The organism is Variovorax sp. PAMC28562 (assembly GCF_014303735.1).
Taxonomy (GTDB): Bacteria; Pseudomonadota; Gammaproteobacteria; order Burkholderiales; family Burkholderiaceae_C; genus Variovorax.
On the sequence record NZ_CP060296.1, the window covers coordinates 3,241,073 to 3,256,731 of the forward strand.

General features: G+C 56.3%; 11 protein-coding genes. 8 read left to right on the forward strand and 3 right to left on the reverse strand.

The genetic code is table 11. From position 1 onward, the window contains the following. The 4 genes from H7F36_RS15255 to H7F36_RS15270 all read left to right on the forward strand — a co-directional run bounded on the left by H7F36_RS15255 (position 1) and on the right by H7F36_RS15270 (position 4,901). A complete protein-coding gene (locus H7F36_RS15255) occupies positions 1-1,506 on the forward strand; it encodes an oligosaccharide flippase family protein (RefSeq protein WP_187051622.1) in 1,506 nt (501 codons plus the stop codon). Then, on the forward strand, positions 1,466-2,698 hold the full coding sequence (locus H7F36_RS15260; RefSeq protein ID WP_187051623.1) for a glycosyltransferase family 4 protein: 1,233 nt from the start codon (positions 1,466-1,468) through the stop codon (positions 2,696-2,698). The genes H7F36_RS15255 and H7F36_RS15260 overlap by 41 nt, the downstream gene beginning before the upstream one ends. A gap of 73 nt (positions 2,699-2,771) precedes the next feature. Beyond that, the gene (locus tag H7F36_RS15265; protein ID WP_187051624.1) at positions 2,772-3,671 is read left to right on the forward strand and encodes a glycosyltransferase family 2 protein; all 900 of its coding nucleotides are present in this window, start codon (positions 2,772-2,774) and stop codon (positions 3,669-3,671) included. A gap of 63 nt (positions 3,672-3,734) precedes the next feature. Then, on the forward strand, positions 3,735-4,901 hold the full coding sequence (locus H7F36_RS15270; protein ID WP_187051625.1) for a glycosyltransferase: 1,167 nt from the start codon (positions 3,735-3,737) through the stop codon (positions 4,899-4,901). Positions 4,902-4,914: 13 nt separating this feature from the next. Here the strand turns inward: H7F36_RS15270 and H7F36_RS15275 are convergent, their stop codons facing one another. The 3 genes from H7F36_RS15275 to H7F36_RS15285 are packed head-to-tail and all read right to left on the reverse strand — an operon-like array spanning position 4,915 to position 9,269. Next, positions 4,915-5,811, reverse strand: coding sequence for a glycosyltransferase family 2 protein (locus H7F36_RS15275; protein WP_187051626.1), 897 nt, complete (start codon positions 5,809-5,811; stop codon positions 4,915-4,917). Between the two features lie 11 nt (positions 5,812-5,822). Next, the gene (locus tag H7F36_RS15280; protein WP_187051627.1) at positions 5,823-7,043 is read right to left on the reverse strand and encodes a glycosyltransferase; all 1,221 of its coding nucleotides are present in this window, start codon (positions 7,041-7,043) and stop codon (positions 5,823-5,825) included. Positions 7,044-7,055: 12 nt separating this feature from the next. After that, positions 7,056-9,269: a polysaccharide biosynthesis tyrosine autokinase gene (locus tag H7F36_RS15285; protein WP_261802312.1), complete on the reverse strand. Its 2,214-nt coding sequence runs from the start codon at positions 9,267-9,269 to the stop codon at positions 7,056-7,058. Between the two features lie 874 nt (positions 9,270-10,143). Here H7F36_RS15285 and H7F36_RS15290 point away from each other — a divergent pair. Genes H7F36_RS15290 through H7F36_RS15305 form a run of 4 tightly spaced genes read left to right on the forward strand, consistent with a single transcriptional unit; the run spans position 10,144 to position 15,623 of the window. Further along, the gene (locus H7F36_RS15290) at positions 10,144-11,565 is read left to right on the forward strand and encodes an undecaprenyl-phosphate glucose phosphotransferase (protein WP_187051629.1); all 1,422 of its coding nucleotides are present in this window, start codon (positions 10,144-10,146) and stop codon (positions 11,563-11,565) included. Beyond that, the gene (locus H7F36_RS15295) at positions 11,555-12,676 is read left to right on the forward strand and encodes a glycosyltransferase (protein WP_222620384.1); all 1,122 of its coding nucleotides are present in this window, start codon (positions 11,555-11,557) and stop codon (positions 12,674-12,676) included. Before H7F36_RS15290 ends, H7F36_RS15295 begins: the two co-directional genes overlap by 11 nt. Positions 12,677-12,688: 12 nt before the next feature. Further along, positions 12,689-14,119: a hypothetical protein gene (locus tag H7F36_RS15300; protein WP_187051630.1), complete on the forward strand. Its 1,431-nt coding sequence runs from the start codon at positions 12,689-12,691 to the stop codon at positions 14,117-14,119. Further along, on the forward strand, positions 14,109-15,623 hold the full coding sequence (locus H7F36_RS15305; protein ID WP_187051631.1) for an oligosaccharide flippase family protein: 1,515 nt from the start codon (positions 14,109-14,111) through the stop codon (positions 15,621-15,623). Before H7F36_RS15300 ends, H7F36_RS15305 begins: the two co-directional genes overlap by 11 nt. Positions 15,624-15,659 lie beyond the last annotated feature (36 nt).

Here is a 15,659-nt window from a genome sequence, read left to right on the forward strand (position 1 = left end):
ATGGCGAGCCGTGCCGTCGGGGCGGGCGTGTGGACCGTGGGTACGCGTCTGGCCACGAAGTTGATTGATCTGGCAATGCTGCTGTGCCTCGCTCGGTTCTTGGGGCCGGCTGAATTCGGTTTGGTCGCGGTGGCGATGGCTGTGGTCGTTGTCATAGAAGCCTTGTTCGAGCTGCCGATGGCAGCCGCGTTGATTCGTGCGCCTGTTCTGGTTGCAGACATGTTGCACACCGCTTTCACGCTGAGCCTGCTTCGCGGGCTGGTTATCGCCGCTCTGCTGCTTGTTATTTCCTGGCCGTTGGCAGTGTTCAACGAAGAGCCTCGACTGACAGCTTTGCTGGCAGTACTCGCGCTGGCCCCGGCGTTGCGCGGGTTGGTCAGCCCGCGAATGGTGGAATACGCGCGCGCCTTCAACTTTCGCCCCGACGCGATGCTGGAGCTGGTGGGCAAGGCCGCGGCTTTCATCATCGCGGTCGCCATCGCTTTCAATACGCGGAGCTATTGGGCGATTGCTGCTGCGACCGTGTGCGGACCGCTAGTTACAACGTTTATCTCGTATTTCATAGCACCGTTGCGACCGCGTTTTACGCTGACGCATTGGAAGGATTTTTCGAGCCTGATCGGCTGGAATTTCATAGCCCAGTTGGGCTCGGCTCTGAACTGGCAGATCGATCGGCTCCTTCTTCCAAGACTGATTACGACCGCGGCGTTTGGGCAATACGCCATGGGCAAGCAGATATCGGAGCTTCCGATTCAGGCGCTCGTTCAGCCATTGGCTCGTCCTAGTATGGCGGCATTGGCGTCGGCCGCCGAAAGTCGAGGTTCGCGCTACCTGCAGTTGTCTCATGGGATCGCATTCGTCATTGCACCGGTACTGGGGTTGATGCTGGTGTGGCCAGAAGTGCTTGTTCGCGTCACATTGGGAGAGAGCTGGTTGCCAGCTTCGGAGTGGATGCGCTGGATCAGCGCATCGTCGGTGCTGGGGCTACCCGCCATTCTGTTGGGGCCGCTTGCGATGACGCTGGACCGCACGCGCTGGTTGGCTGCACGGACACTCATTGAATTGCTGGTCAGGCTGCCTCTGGTATGGATGGGCGCTTTACGATTCGGGATTCCGGGCGCTATCGCCGGCAGTGCAATCGCGACTGCCATCGGTACTTTTACGGCGCTATTTATGGTGCGGCGTCTGAGCGGTGCAGGGGTGATCGCTCAACTGGGGACGCTCTTACGGCCGCTGTTGGCGGTATTGTTGGCTGGCAGCCTGCTGTGGCTGACAAAGCCCGTCGCGCTGGGCGCTTCAAGCCTGCCACAGCTGTTGGTAGCTGCCGTACCGATCGGCATCGTTTATCTGGTTGTCTACGGAACGTGTGCAATGCTTGCATGGCAATGGGCAGGGCGGCCGGCAGGACTCGAACAACACTTGCTCGAGCTTATCCGCAGCAAGATCATGCCGAGGCCGAGTCAAGATGCCACTAGGTCTGTGCTCGGACAAGTCAAAACAAAATGAAGTCCTGAAATCGATGTCAAGAAGTCTCAATGACACAGGCGCCAAGGGCGCTGCCGTAACAAGACTTGCCATCAACGGCAAGTTCCTGCAGCCGAAAACCAGTCGATCCGGAGTCAACCGTGTAGCTCGCGAACTCCTGCGGGCCCTGGACAAAGCACTTGCGGACGATCCCGTGCTTGCGGCTGCTGTGTCGTGCCGTGTGATCATGTCTGCGGGGCAGTACGGCGACCTTCCGCTTTCGCATATTCGAGTGGAATTGAACGATGGGTCCAGCGAAATGGGCTCTTTTATGCGCAAGCTGAATGGGGCGTTTTGGGAGCAACTCGTTTTGCCCCGGCGCATCAAAGGCGACACCTTGATCAACTTTTGCAACACGGGGCCGGTGCTTCACAAAGATGCGTTCACCATGGTTCATGATGCACAGATATACCTATCGCCCGAGTCGTACTCCTTTGCTTTTCGCACTTGGTATCGACTAGTGTTGCCCTGGCTGGGGAAACGCAATACGGCATTACTCACTGTGTCGCAGTTTTCGCGGGAGCAACTGGACCATTTCAGGGTCGCTACCTCGGCACGTATTCGGGTAATACACAACGGCTGCGACCATGTGCTTCGGCTTGTTCCTGATTCGACGAAAGTAGCGGCCTTCAAGTTGGCGGGAAGCTGCTATGTCATAGCACTCGCCAACGTCCAGCCTCATAAAAATATTCAGGTTCTCCTGAAGGCTTTTGGATCACCAGCGTTACGTGACGTCACTCTTGCCCTGTTTGGTTCGGCGACACGTGAGGACTTTGAGAGTCAAGGTCACATTGTTCCCCCCAACGTCAAATTTCTCGGATTTGTCAGCGACGAGCAATTGGTTGGGCTGCTGGAGCAGGCCAAGGCGTTGGCCTTTCCCTCCACGACGGAAGGCTTCGGTCTGCCACCGCTGGAGGCGATGGCACTGGGGTGTCCGGCAATCCTTTCGCCCTGCGGCGCACTACCCGAAGTGTGCGGCGATGCTGCACTGTGGGCCGATTCGCTGGACCCGGTGCAATGGGAGCAGCAGATTGTCCGCCTGTGCAACGACAGCCTGCTGCGCGCCGAGATGCAGCGACGTGGACGAGCGCACGCTGCTCAGTTCACATGGGAAAAGGCGGCACATCGGTTGCTCAAAATAGTGATGGGTAAACCCGGGCCGATTGCGCGCTGATCCAATCGATGTCGATATGTCTTGTCCCTTACTTACAAAATATGCGCCCGCAACGCCGCATCTTTTCTCTTTCATGAACTCAGAGATTGTCCCCCTGAAAATTGCCATTGCTATTGCCACTGCAGGACGGAGGGAAGTGATCGCGGAAACGATCGATCTCCTGGCCAAACAGTCGCGCATCGCTGACGAGCTGTTAATTTGTCCTGCGCGGGACGAAGATCTCGATATGGCCTGCTTGCAGGATTACCCTGGAAAGGTTCGCGTCTTGCGCGGGCCGGTGGGCTCTTCTGCTCAGCGAAACGTGCTGCTCGACGCCACGGCAGCCGACATTGTGATTTTCTTCGACGATGATTTTTTGCCTGCAAACGACTACGTTGAAGAGGTTGAACTGTTGTTCACCGAGCATCCGACTGTCGTGGTGACGACAGGCAAAGTTCTGGCGGATGGAATCATCGGTCCTGGCCTTGGGCATGCAGATGGCTTGATCATCCTCAAAGCATCCGAGCCAAACAGCGAGACAACAACTTTGGTGTCGGCGTACAACGGATACGGATGCAACATGGCTGTTCGAATGCAGGCCGTGCGAAATAATCGAATTCGCTTTGATGAACGGTTGCCGCTCTACGCATGGCTCGAGGACGTGGATTTCTCAAGGCAGCTCGCGTCATACGGGGAAATCGTTCAAGCGGCGCGCCTTCGGGGTGTTCATCTTGGTACCAAGCGATCGGGCCGCAGCCCCGGACGACGTCTGGGCTATTCCCAGGTAGCGAACCCTTTGTATCTCGCGCGCAAGGGCACCATGCACTGGCCTCGCGCGCTGAAGCAGATTGCAAGAAATCTGCTCGCCAATGCTTTCCGGAGCTTTTCTCCTGAGCCATGGGTTGATAGGCGCGGACGTTTGCATGGAAACATGCGAGCGCTCCGCGATTTGGTCGGAGGGGGAATTTGTCCGGAAAGAGCCGCGAGTCCGTAGAGCCCGTCGCCGAGACTACTGTGCCGATCACTCACCGCTCTTGTGGAAAACAGGGCAATTAACATGCGCATTGCGATCGTCTCCAAAATTCCGATGTTCCCCACCACCGGCGGGAATCGGGCGAGAATTCTTACTCTTGTGCAAGCGCTCCATGCAATGGGCTGCGAGGTGTTTTTCATACTCATTCCATCTCGGCAGCTTGCTGTATTCGATGAAGAAAAGCATGTTGAGCTGTTAGGGGCACACAGATTCGTAATACTTGAATTTACACTGCTGGCTCGAATTAGAGACTTCGCAAAAAAAGCTTTTTACTCGATTCACTACAAACTGTATAAGAAAGTAAAAAGAAAAACCGCGCTACGAAATAGCCCGGATTATTTGTTCGAGCGAGAAATTACAAGCTCCATCAACGATCTTTTTGAAATTTGGCAGCCTCGGGCAGTAGTAATCGTCTATGTCCACTTTTCTGCGGTATTGGACTCGCTGAACTCGTCTATATACAAAATTATAGATACGCAAGATGCGTTCTTTAATGAATTCACGGCTGAAGCAGAATCGAAAGGCTTGAATCGCGCAGACAAAATTATCGCCATTCAGGATAAAGAAGCCAATTACTTTAGGTCGATACTTCCGCGTGCGAACGGGGACAAGGTGGCGACAATTGGTCACATCACTATTTCCTCCGAACGGGCCGTCCTTAGGCAAAATTGCGCTGCTTCATTTGTCGGATCGTTATTCGAAGCAAACATAATTTCGATCTTCTATTTTGTCAATGATGTTCTGCCAGCAATCTTGAAAGAAGTTCCAGACTTCAGGTTGTATGTCGGTGGGTCTATATGCGACGTCCTCCAGGGAAAAGAAGGTGTGATCCCTTTAGGCAAGGTGGACAGGCTTCTTGATTTGTTCGAAAAAGGACCAATCTTGATAAATCCTATTCGGGATGGCACCGGTCTGAAGATTAAGTTAATTGACGCTATGGCACTGGGTTTACCGGTAATTAGTACCGTCCGCGGAGTCGAAGGATTACCAGACGACATGGTTCAATGCGTGGAGGTCATCGATGATGACGACGCGGCGGCATTTGCAGCGGCCGTCATCAAAATGTGTTTAGATGAGAACTCTAGAGCTAAAAAGGGCGCCCAAGCCTTTGAATGCTCTAAGTTCTGGAATGAACGGCAACGCGGCGGTCTCCGCACGATTCTCGAAGAGGTTAAGAGGATTTCAGCATAGAACTCGTCGGTCTTCAGCTAATTTCCAAGACTCTCCGCGGATGGAGTCGGCCTCTAAATAAATCGCTGACAGCGACTAGGTTTCCTTTAAGCCGACCCCGACGATCAACCCAGGGTTCCGGATTCACGCAACGCGCCAGATTGGCAGTCACATTGCGACCCATTTGAAAGAAAGCGCGTGACCACGCGAACGTTCCCTTTTTTGCCATATATATGGGATTGGCTATCTGCGAGTAGCCAAAGCGCACTCCTGAGGTTCGGCCGCGCTTGGTGGCCAAATGCACACCTCTAAGCGATCGGCTCTGACCTATGGCACCCTTGGAAGACATTGATCTTGAAAAATCAACGTCTTCCAGCCATGAATAGAGCGGTAGATTCTCGTCGAACGCCGCGCTCGAATCTCGAATAATTGATGCGCGAAATGCCATATTGCAACCGTAGACGTTGTAAATGGTATCTGGTGTGAGATCAGTGCATTCACTGTGTGAACTCAAAATTCTCAGCGCTTCATCGTGCTCTATACCAGGGCCCAAAGCCCCATCCACGATGACTACCCCTGTCATTGCTACAAAATCTGGCGAGGCCGAAAAACAGCTGATTGTCTTTTCTAGAAAATCTACCGCTGGATAAAAATCATCGTCAAAAAAGACAACTAGATCATCGTGGGAGATTTTCTTGAGTATCAGGTTTCGCTGAGCACAAAGTCCGCGCGCGCCGCGCACGACTTCGATTGGATAGGGCAACTTCGAGATGATCGATTCATCGAAATCGTGATCTGTGGCGGGGCAAATAATTACGCGGTCAGGAAGTTTGCGCTGCAGAGTCAATTGCCAGAGCATTTTTTCGAGTACATCTCGCCGGCCGGCAGTAGCGATGCCGACAACAATATGCTCGTTGGCATTGGCTCTCATTCGCAAAAACGTCAATGTTGGAGAACGACAGGTGCGAAACAAGAGATTGCGATATCTTCTTCAGGGGTGCTGATGCCTAAAGCGAGCCGCGTGAGCAACACATGGCGCGAGCCAAAATCTTTGATCATTAAGCCGGCATTTGTCAGATGGGATCGCCTTGCAATTTGAAGGTCGCGGTCCTGGCCAACCACTGCAGCGGCCCGAATAGCAGTCGCCAAGCCGATCGCATCGCCCGGCTCTGCATAATGAGCCGTGCCCCCAAGGTAATCTTCAATACCGCCGGTACGGGTTAGCACCACAGGACGGCCAGCGTTGATGCCTTCCATTGCCACGGTAATTCCGGAAGCGTGCAGGTTGCCTAGGAGCGGAACCGCAACGACATCTGCGGCATCGTAGGCGGCTATGAGATCCTTGATGCCGACAGCGCTGCGCACGACGAAGTTTGGAACGTCAGCGGATATCAATCGACTTGCCCGTCGACGCTTAGAGAGCACGACGATCTCTATATCCGAATTGTCGCGGGCGACTTTCTTTAGTGTGTCCCAGTCTCTATGCCGGTCGTTCCCCGGTGCAACCACTCGCAACCTGCCGTCAGGCCGAGGTTGCGAAACTGGTACCTCAAATGTCGGCTCGATACCAAAGGGAACTTTAATGACTGTGCGCCCCAGCACTTCGGTACCAAGTTTCGAGTTCAATGCGCTGTGAGTTGTCGGTACGGTCACCTCTTCGAACAGCCAATGATGGAAGCGTTTGCGCAAAGGGCTCCATTTCGACCATTTGTCCCATAGCCAAATACTCTGTCCAACGAGCGGAATCCGCTTCATCAGGTGTAACTTCATCAGCAAAGCGTCTGCAAGATACTCACTCTCCGTGTGGGTCCATATGACATCGGCCGAGTCGGCACATCTGCGATTGCGAAATGCGTGTATCAGATCGAAGCCAAACAAAAACTTGAAACCGCGACGAAGCAAGGACACCGCCTTTGGCTCTGGAGCATCGGCAGAATAATTGAGGTTGACCCAAGTCTGAGCCCAGTGATACCCATACGGTTGTTCCTCAAACACAATGCCTTTTTGGTACGCCTTCGCCCATGTGTCCGGACCGCGTCCGTAGTCAAGATGGACATAGGCCGACGGACGATTAAACGTCTTAATGGCAGTTAAATCTCGATCGGGTCCTGGTGCATTTATCCGTCCAATGTGACCGTCTCCGTTAGTGGCCGTCGTACTCATATTTACGAGCCTCTAAAGAATTTTCGGATTAAATTGGACGGCATACTGGCGCGCAGCATGGTGGTAGATCCGGTGGCTATAGCCGTAGTCTCCGTTATACCTTCGGTTGAAGTTCATTCCATTGAACAACACACCATTGATCGGCGTGCCGGCCTGGGCGAGTCGGCGCACGCTTTCATTCAACTCCTCCAATTTAGTTTTATCGGCTCGAGCCACGAGTAACACTACACCGCAAGCAGGCGCCACAGCGGCCGCGTCAGCTGCTACCAACACTGGAGCAGTGTCTATGACCAAATGATCATAGCGTGATGAGAGCATATCCAAGGCAAGAATGAAGGCCTTAGACTCCAGCATGTCGGCGGGCATGCGGGGCAGCTGTCCGGTAGTCAATACGTCGAGGTTGGGGCGAACCTGGGCGTGAATTGATTCTTGCATTCTGAGCTTCCCGGACAGCAATTCTGACAAACCACCTTCTTGTTTAAGACCAAATATTCCACGCGGCTCACGTTTTCGAAGGTCTGCGTTGATCAACAGCACTCGCTTGCCAGTCTGCGCTAGCAAAAGCGCAAAATTACTGGCAATAAAGCTCTTGCCTATTCCCGGTGTTGCACCGGTAACGAGAATTCGGTTATTCGTCGCTTCGGCCATCGCGATTTTGAGGCTGACGCGTAGCCCCCTCAATGTTTCGACCGGGTAGCTGTGAGGGTAAATGTCTGCCAACAAATTATTTGCCGTGGCTTTATTGTCGCCTTGGTCCAAAAGAGTTTGCTCGGGGCTATGGGGAACAACGGCATACACTTCCAATCCGGTGTGAAGTTCGATGTCTTTTGGACTATGAACTCCGGGCCTCGAACGCGTACGGATCAGAGCAATAGCAGGTCCTACCAAAATTCCCAACATTAATGCGAAAGCCAATACCAAGATCTTCTGCGGCTTAACCGGTATTTTGGATACGGCGGCTTTGTCGAGTAGCCGCACATTGCCGATTTTTCCTTCTTTCAGCAATCGCATTTGCAATGCATTATTTTGCATAGATTGATAGAGTGCACTGTTAACGCGCACTTCACGTTCAAGTCGCAATGCATCGCGTTGGATATTCGGCATCCCTGCAATGCGCGTGTTGATGGAGCCTAGTTCGCTTTGTACTGCACCGATCTGTTTGTCTAACGTTTGAACCTTGCTGCTCTGGTCTGAAAACGTTGGCTCCGCTTCACGGCGCTTTTGTTGCAGGTCTAAAAGACTGCTCTGCAAATCAGCTGTCTTTTTAAGCCAGACTTTTGCTTCTTCATCGAACGCGATCGTTCCGTTCTGATTTCGAAAGCGCGCGAACGCGTCCTCCGAAGTCTTGAGCTGATTTTCAAACGTCGGGAGTTGCGCATCGAGAAATGCGAGCGTTTTTTCGGCTTCGGCGGACTTCCGCGCCATGTTCTGTCGCACGTATTGCTCGCCAATCGCATCGAGCACACGTGCCAGACGCAGACGGTTGCTGTCTTCGAGAGTCACGCCGATCACATTCGACTGCCGACCCTGCTCCACCAGCTGCAAACGCCCCTGCAACTGCTCGATGGCGCGATCACGTGACGACACGAAGACGGTGAACTTGGCACCGGGTCTGCCTGCCAGCTGGCTCAGTTGAATATCGAGAACGCCGTCGGACAAGGTGTAGCGCAGGGGCTGCCCGAGCACGCCGTTGAGCGGGGCTTCGAGCATTTCGTGGCGCACTGTGTAGCGGCCTCCACCTTGCGTGGTGACGATGAAAGGGCCGGTGTCTTCCAGCGAGGGAGGCACATTGAAGCGAGTCACATCGATGCGCTCGGCTCCGGTCACATAGCCGCCAAGAATGGGCATCGAAAGACCCACATCGTGGCGCGCGAGCCATGCGCCCACTATGGGCAGATAGCGCGGTTGGGCGCTGATTTGCAGGTCTGCCTGATCGGCTGCCGCATTGAGCACCATGCGAGAACCAAGAACCTGGAGTTCGCCGGTGAGCGGCGTCTTGACCTCGAACAGCCCGGTGGTCTCGTTCAAGAAGCTTTTGCTGTCCGGCGCAGAGTCTTCAATCTGGATCAGGAGGTTGGCGCGGTAGATCGGCGTGGCCAGCGTCACATAGACCAGGCCCACGAGCAGAGCGAATGCGACTACTCCGCTGATCAGCCATTTGTGGTCGAGCAGGATGTCGCTGTAAGCCGAAAGGCGCGGCGCGTCATCCGCGTCGACCATCATCATGGCCTCGCCTGAGGCGGCTAGCGCGCGCTGGCGAGCATCTGGCGTGGAACTGATAGGAGGGCGACTCATGCTGGATTGGGAAGGCTCAAACGAAAGGTAATTGCCGGTAGAAAACTTGCCGGTACGGGGCCTGCGCAGCGAGGACTGCTGGTCACCAGGATGGGTGCCATGTCAGTGGTTTAGGGCAGTGGAGGATCTAACGGTGCGCCCCATGAAGGTTCTGAGAGTCATAGCGTGGTGATTTGGGGGAAACGGCGCCATAACGCCGCAAGATCTGTGCTCGACAACAACTTAAGTTTACATTTTGTGCTGAATGTAAACCAAAGCGTTCGTTTGCCCGGCGTCCATTAGTCGACGTTTTCGAAAATTACTCGACTTGCGTCGCACGAAAACTACCTAGGCGCGGGGCGCGCACCCACCCGAGGCGCTACCACACGCATGGTGGCCAATCCCAAGGACCTTTGCTTCCGCGTGGAGACGTGAGCGATACCCACACCAGCGAGATCAATCACCCGGCTGCGGAGTGGCGATTGCAGTCCGCGGATCACTCAGCACTGCAATACCAAAGTGGTAATGGGCTTCGAGTGACGTGCAAATGAAAGTATTCATACTATTTGAATATTCTGGTGGGCATCACTTGCCAAATCGGGTCGGATTGCTAATCGCAAATCAAATTGACACAACTGCAAAAAATATCACGGTGCAGAATGCCCTCTGCTAAACCGGATTAGGTTGACGGCCACAACTTAAGTTCGCATTTGACGCTGGTTCGGTTGGCATTGAAATTGCGCTTGATAGATAAATAAGAAGCCAGAGACAGCCCTAATACTTTTGGGTACGGCGCCCCCTTTTAATTGGTCTCTGGGAGAGTCTGATGTTGTCGACGTTTGCTATTGGCTTACAGGAAACGCGCCTTTTGGCGTTAGGAAACTTTAATCCATTATTGGGCTTGGCCCTGCGAATTGGAGATTTGGCTGTATTTGTAGGAAGCGGCCTACTGGCATTTGCTTTGCGCTTCGGCCACTCCGAAATGGGCACCGATTACGTGCATGCAGTGACACGCGGTGTGTTGTTCGCGGTCATCGTCTTCAACGGCAGCTCGCTGTACCGAAGCTGGAGGGGCCGCACCATCGCCGCGGAGCTATTCAAGCTCGGCACGCTGTGGCCCTTGATGTTCTGCTTGATGGCCGTGTACGCGCTGGCGACGAGAGACGGGCAAGACACATCACGGCTGTGGTGGGCTGCTTGGTTTGGGCTTAGCGTAGGTGGTGCACTGCTTTTGCGCGCGGCGGTGAATGCAGGAGTGCGCTGGACAAGCGGTCAGCGCAAAGACGCCCGCGTGGCCGTCGTCGTCGGCGCAAATCCTGAGGCGCAGCGCCTGGTCGATGCCATTCGGCGCGATGACTCGTGCGGCATCGAGGTCCGCGGCTGGTTTGCCACCCACTCAGACAGGAGTGAGTTGACTGGCGCACCCATGTTGGGACGCCTCGACAACCTGGGCGCCTACGTCGAGTCGCGCGGCGTCGAATTGGTCTGGCTGGCATTGCCCATCGGCGATCAAGCAAAGATCTCCTATGCACTCAGCCAGCTGCGGCACTCGACTGCAGACATCAAGCTCGTGCCTGACCTGTTCGGGCTGCACCTGCTGAATCACTCGGTTGAAGAGATCGCCGGTCTGCCTGTAATCACGCTGCAGCAGACCCCCTTGCACGGTGCGGCGCGCGTGGTCAAGAAGGCGGAAGACTTGGTGTTGTCTGCACTGATCGTTGTGCTGATTTCCCCCTTGATGCTTGCCATAGCCGTCGCCGTCAAGCTAAGTTCCCCGGGCCCGGTTTTCTATCGGCAGGAGCGGGTCAGCTGGAACAACAAGAAGTTCCACATGCTCAAGTTCCGTTCGATGCCCGTAGATGCAGAGCAAAAGACCGGCGCCGTATGGGCCCAGGCCGGTGAAACGCGGTCGACACAAGTCGGTGCATTCCTGCGCAAGACAAGTCTCGACGAGTTACCTCAGTTTCTCAATGTCTTGATGGGTGACATGTCCATCGTCGGACCACGGCCGGAACGACCTGTGTTCGTTGACCAGTTCAAGAACGAGATTCCCGCGTACATGAAGAAGCACATGGTCAAGGCGGGAATCACCGGCTGGGCGCAAGTCAATGGCTGGAGGGGCTCCACTGACCTTGCCAAGCGCATCGAGTGCGACATCGCATACATCGAGAACTGGTCACTGACGTTCGATTTGAAGATCATCGTCTTGACGCTGTTCAAAGGCTTCATCAACAAGAATGCGTACTGACGTGAAGGTCGCGTTGGTCCATTACTGGCTGGTCGGTATGCGCGGAGGGGAGAAGGTCCTCGAAGTGTTGTGCGACCTCTACCCCGATGCGGACATCTTCACGCTGGTGTGCGATCCGTCTGCCATCTCGGAAAAGCTCAAGCGTCATCGCATCACCACGTCGTTCTTGCAGAAGATCGGTGGGGTACGGCACTACCAAAAGATGCTGCCGCTCATGCCTTATGCGTTGGAGTCTTTCGATCTCACCGGCTACGACCTGATCATCTCCAGCGAGTCAGGGCCGGCAAAGGGAATCATCCCCGGACCAGATGCGACCCACATCTGTTTTTGCCACTCGCCGATGCGCTACATCTGGGACTTGTACCCGCAGTACCGCGCAGCGGCCGGTCCCATCACGCGCTCGTTGATGTCGCTGGCGGCGCCTTCGCTGCGCCAATGGGACGTGAGTACCTCGCACCGCGTCGATCACTTCATCGCCAATTCGGCCTATGTGGCCAAGCGCATCGAGCGCTACTACAGACGCACTGCGCAAGTGGTGCATCCGCCAGTGAACCTCGCACGCTTTGCGCCGCTCGCTCCATCCGAAGAGCCAGGCGACTACTACCTCTGTGCCGGCCAGATCACGCCGTACAAGAAGATCGAAATCGCAGTCGAAGCCTGTGCCCGTTTGGGCAGGCGCCTTGTCGTTATAGGCGCCGGTTCGAGCCCCGCGCTCAAGCAACTGGCGGGCCCCACCGTGGAGTTTTTGGGTGCGGTCGACGACGCCAGCATGACGCATCACTTTGCGCACTGCAAGGCGCTTTTGTTCCCAGGAGTAGAAGACTTCGGCATCGTTCCACTCGAAGTCATGGCGAGTGGCAGGCCGGTCATTGCCTATGCCAAAGGCGGGGCGCTCGAAACGGTTGTCGATGGGCGCACCGGCTTGTTCTTCCATGAACAAACGACAGAGGCCATGGTCGATGCGATAGGGCGGTTCGAGGCCACTGCGGCGTCCTTCCGTTCCGACCTGTTGCATGCGCACGCGGGCACCTTCGACACGGCTGTGTTCAAGGCGAAGTTGGCAGAACGCATCGATTCGTTGCTCGCCATTCAACAATGCCCAGCGGTCTGAGCAGGCAAGTGCATGGAAGCCATCCCTATCGCCGTCTTCTGGGTCATCGTCGTGTGGACCTTGTTCCAGGAAAAACAGGTTCTGCTGTACTTGCTGTTCGCCTCGATGTCGTTCGGCTCGTTCGCGGCCATTCCCACGGAGGTGACGGGCGGCCTTACGCTCACGCCGACGCCGCTCGTCGCCATGGCGCTGATAGCGCGGGAGCTGGGCAGCATGCGCGGCCTGGCGACGGCGGTCCAGTCCGCACTCAAGCCGTCCGGCTTGTTTCTCTTGTTTCTTTTCTGGGCGGTGGCCGGCTTCGCCACCGCGTTCATGCCGCGGCTCTTCGCGGGGGTTGTTCAGGTGGTGCCTGTTCGCTTCGGCGATCTGGCCGATTCGGTGTTGCTCGTGCCGACCGTCCAGAACATCTCGCAGTTCGTGTACGTCAGCATATCGGTGCTGAGCGTTTTTGCCTTTGCCAGCCTGTTGCGTGCCGAGGCCATGCGGCGGCATGCGTTGGTCGCGCTTTGCTTTGGCGCAGCAATGGCGGTTTTCACCGGATTCCTCGACTACCTATCTCAGTCGACGGGGCTGGAGTCGTTGCTCGAAGTCTTTCGCACCGCCAGCTACGCGTTGCTGATCGAAGATGAAGTGCTCGGTGGCAAACGCGTGGTCGGATTGATGCCGGAGGCTTCGGCTTTCGGCACGTTGTCGTTGAGTTTTCTGGTGTCTTTGTATTTCTTTCGGCGCGCGATGCCGGCAGGCCTGCTGCGGGATCGCGGGGTACCTGTCCTGATGGCCTTGCTGCTGCTGTTGAGCTGGCTTTCGACTTCGTCCGCTGCATATTTGGGGCTTGGACTGTTTGGTGCCGCAGCGGCGGCGGAATGGTGTTGGCGCGTGATTGCCGCAGGGCGCAATCCTTACCTGCGCCGCGGTGTCTCGAGCGAGTTCTGGTTAGGAGCCGCTGCGGCAGGCGTACTGGTCCTGGCTGTCCTGGTCGTTCCCAAGGTATTCAACCCCATGGTCGAGATGTTCGATGCAATGGTGCTGCAGAAGTCCAACAGCAGCTCATTCGAAGAGCGCGGCATGTGGACGCGAGTTTCCTTGAACTCCTTGTTTGCAACGTATGGCCTGGGCGTCGGCCTGGGCGGCACCCGCGCATCCAACTTCGCCGTAGCCCTTGCAAGCAATACCGGTGTTCTGGGCGCGGCGTTCTACTTTCTGTTCGTGGCGCAAACCGTATTGATGCGGCGAGCGCGGCAAGGCGACGCAAAAGGGCAGGCCATCTTGTCGGCTGTCCGGTGGTCCTATCTGCCTCCCTTCTTCACCAGTCTGACGATCGGAACGACGCCGGACTTCGGCTTGTACAACGCGTTTCTCTATGGGATGGCTGCGGCAGTGGCTGGCACAGAGCTGCAACGGGTGTTTCGCCCGGCCGTCCATAGGGAGGCACGTGTCAACTAAGTCGTCAAATATCGCGAGCAAGGCGGTCGGCGCCGGAGCTTGGACTGTCGGTACGCGGCTGATTGCCAAGCTGATCGACCTGGCCATGTTGCTCTGCCTGGCTCGTTTTCTGGGGCCGGCTGAGTTCGGCCTAGTGGCCACCGCGATGGCCGTAGTGTTCATCGTCGAAGCCTTGTTCGAGTTGCCGATGGCCGCAGCGTTGATTCGCCTGCCTGAGTTGACGCCCGCCATGTTGCACACGGCCTTCACGCTCAGCCTTTTGCGCGGGATCGTCATTGCACTCCTTTTGCTGGCGCTGGCCTGGCCGCTGGCTGCGTTCAACGATGAGCCACGGCTGACGAGCTTGCTCGCAGTGCTCGCGCTGGCGCCGGCGCTGCGTGGGCTCGTCAGCCCGCGAATGGTCGAATATGCGCGTGCGTTTAACTTTCGACCTGACTCTGCAATGGAGCTGTCTGGCAAGGCTGTCGCATTCACCGTATCGGTTGCTATCGCTGTCATCACTCGCAGTTACTGGGCTATTGCAGCGGCGACCGTGTGTGGCCCGTTGGTATCGACGCTCTTGTCTTACTACATCGCCCCATTGCGACCGCGACTGACGCTCGTTCATTGGGCAAATTTCTCCAGCCTGATCGGCTGGAACTTCTTGTCCCAGTTAAGCGCGGCACTCAACTGGCAAATCGACCGGTTGATGCTTCCGCGGCTGACCACCGACACGGTGTTTGGGCAGTACGCCATGGGCAAGCAAATGTCGGAGATTCCGATTCAGGCACTGGTCGCACCTTTGGCTCGCCCTGCGATGGCGGCGCTGGCATCTGCCGGCGGTAGCCAGGCCTCGCGTTACCTTCAGTTGTCGCACGCCATTGCGCTGGTGCTGATTCCTGTGATGGGCGTGCCGCTGTTTTGGCCGGACGTGTTGGTCCGCGTGACGCTGGGCCCTGCCTGGGTGCTGGCGGCCGAGTGGGTTCGCTGGCTCAGTGCAGTCGCCTTGCTTGGACTACCAGCCGTGCTGATGGGCTCGCTCGCAATGACACTGAACCGGTCCCGCTGGGTCGCCGTACGCACCCTCGTCGAACTGCTGGCCCGGTTGCCGCTGGTTTGGGCAGGCGCCGTGCACTTCGGCATCCCCGGTGCGATTGCCGGTAGTGCGATCGCCACCGCGACCGGCACGCTCACTGCGCTTTTTATCGTTCGGCGCCTGATCGGGACCGGCCTTGCGCAGCAGGTGTTTGCGTTGTGGAGGCCCATGGTGTCGATGCTGCCGGCGGGTGCGGTTCTCTGGCTTGCGAGGCCCAGGCTGATGGCCGCCGAAAGCCTGACCGAAATGGCGATATCAGCAGTGCTAGTGGGAGCGCTGTACCTGTTGGTCTATGCGCTGTCGGTCCTGGCTGCTTGGCGGCTTGCCGGTCGGCCAGCTGGCCTGGAACGGCACCTGGTCGACACCCTTCGCAAGCGGTTCAAACATTCGACTAACGCAATGGAGTCCCATGGTACGCAACCTCAATGACACACCGCCGTCTGGAAATGGAAGCAAGCGAGCGGC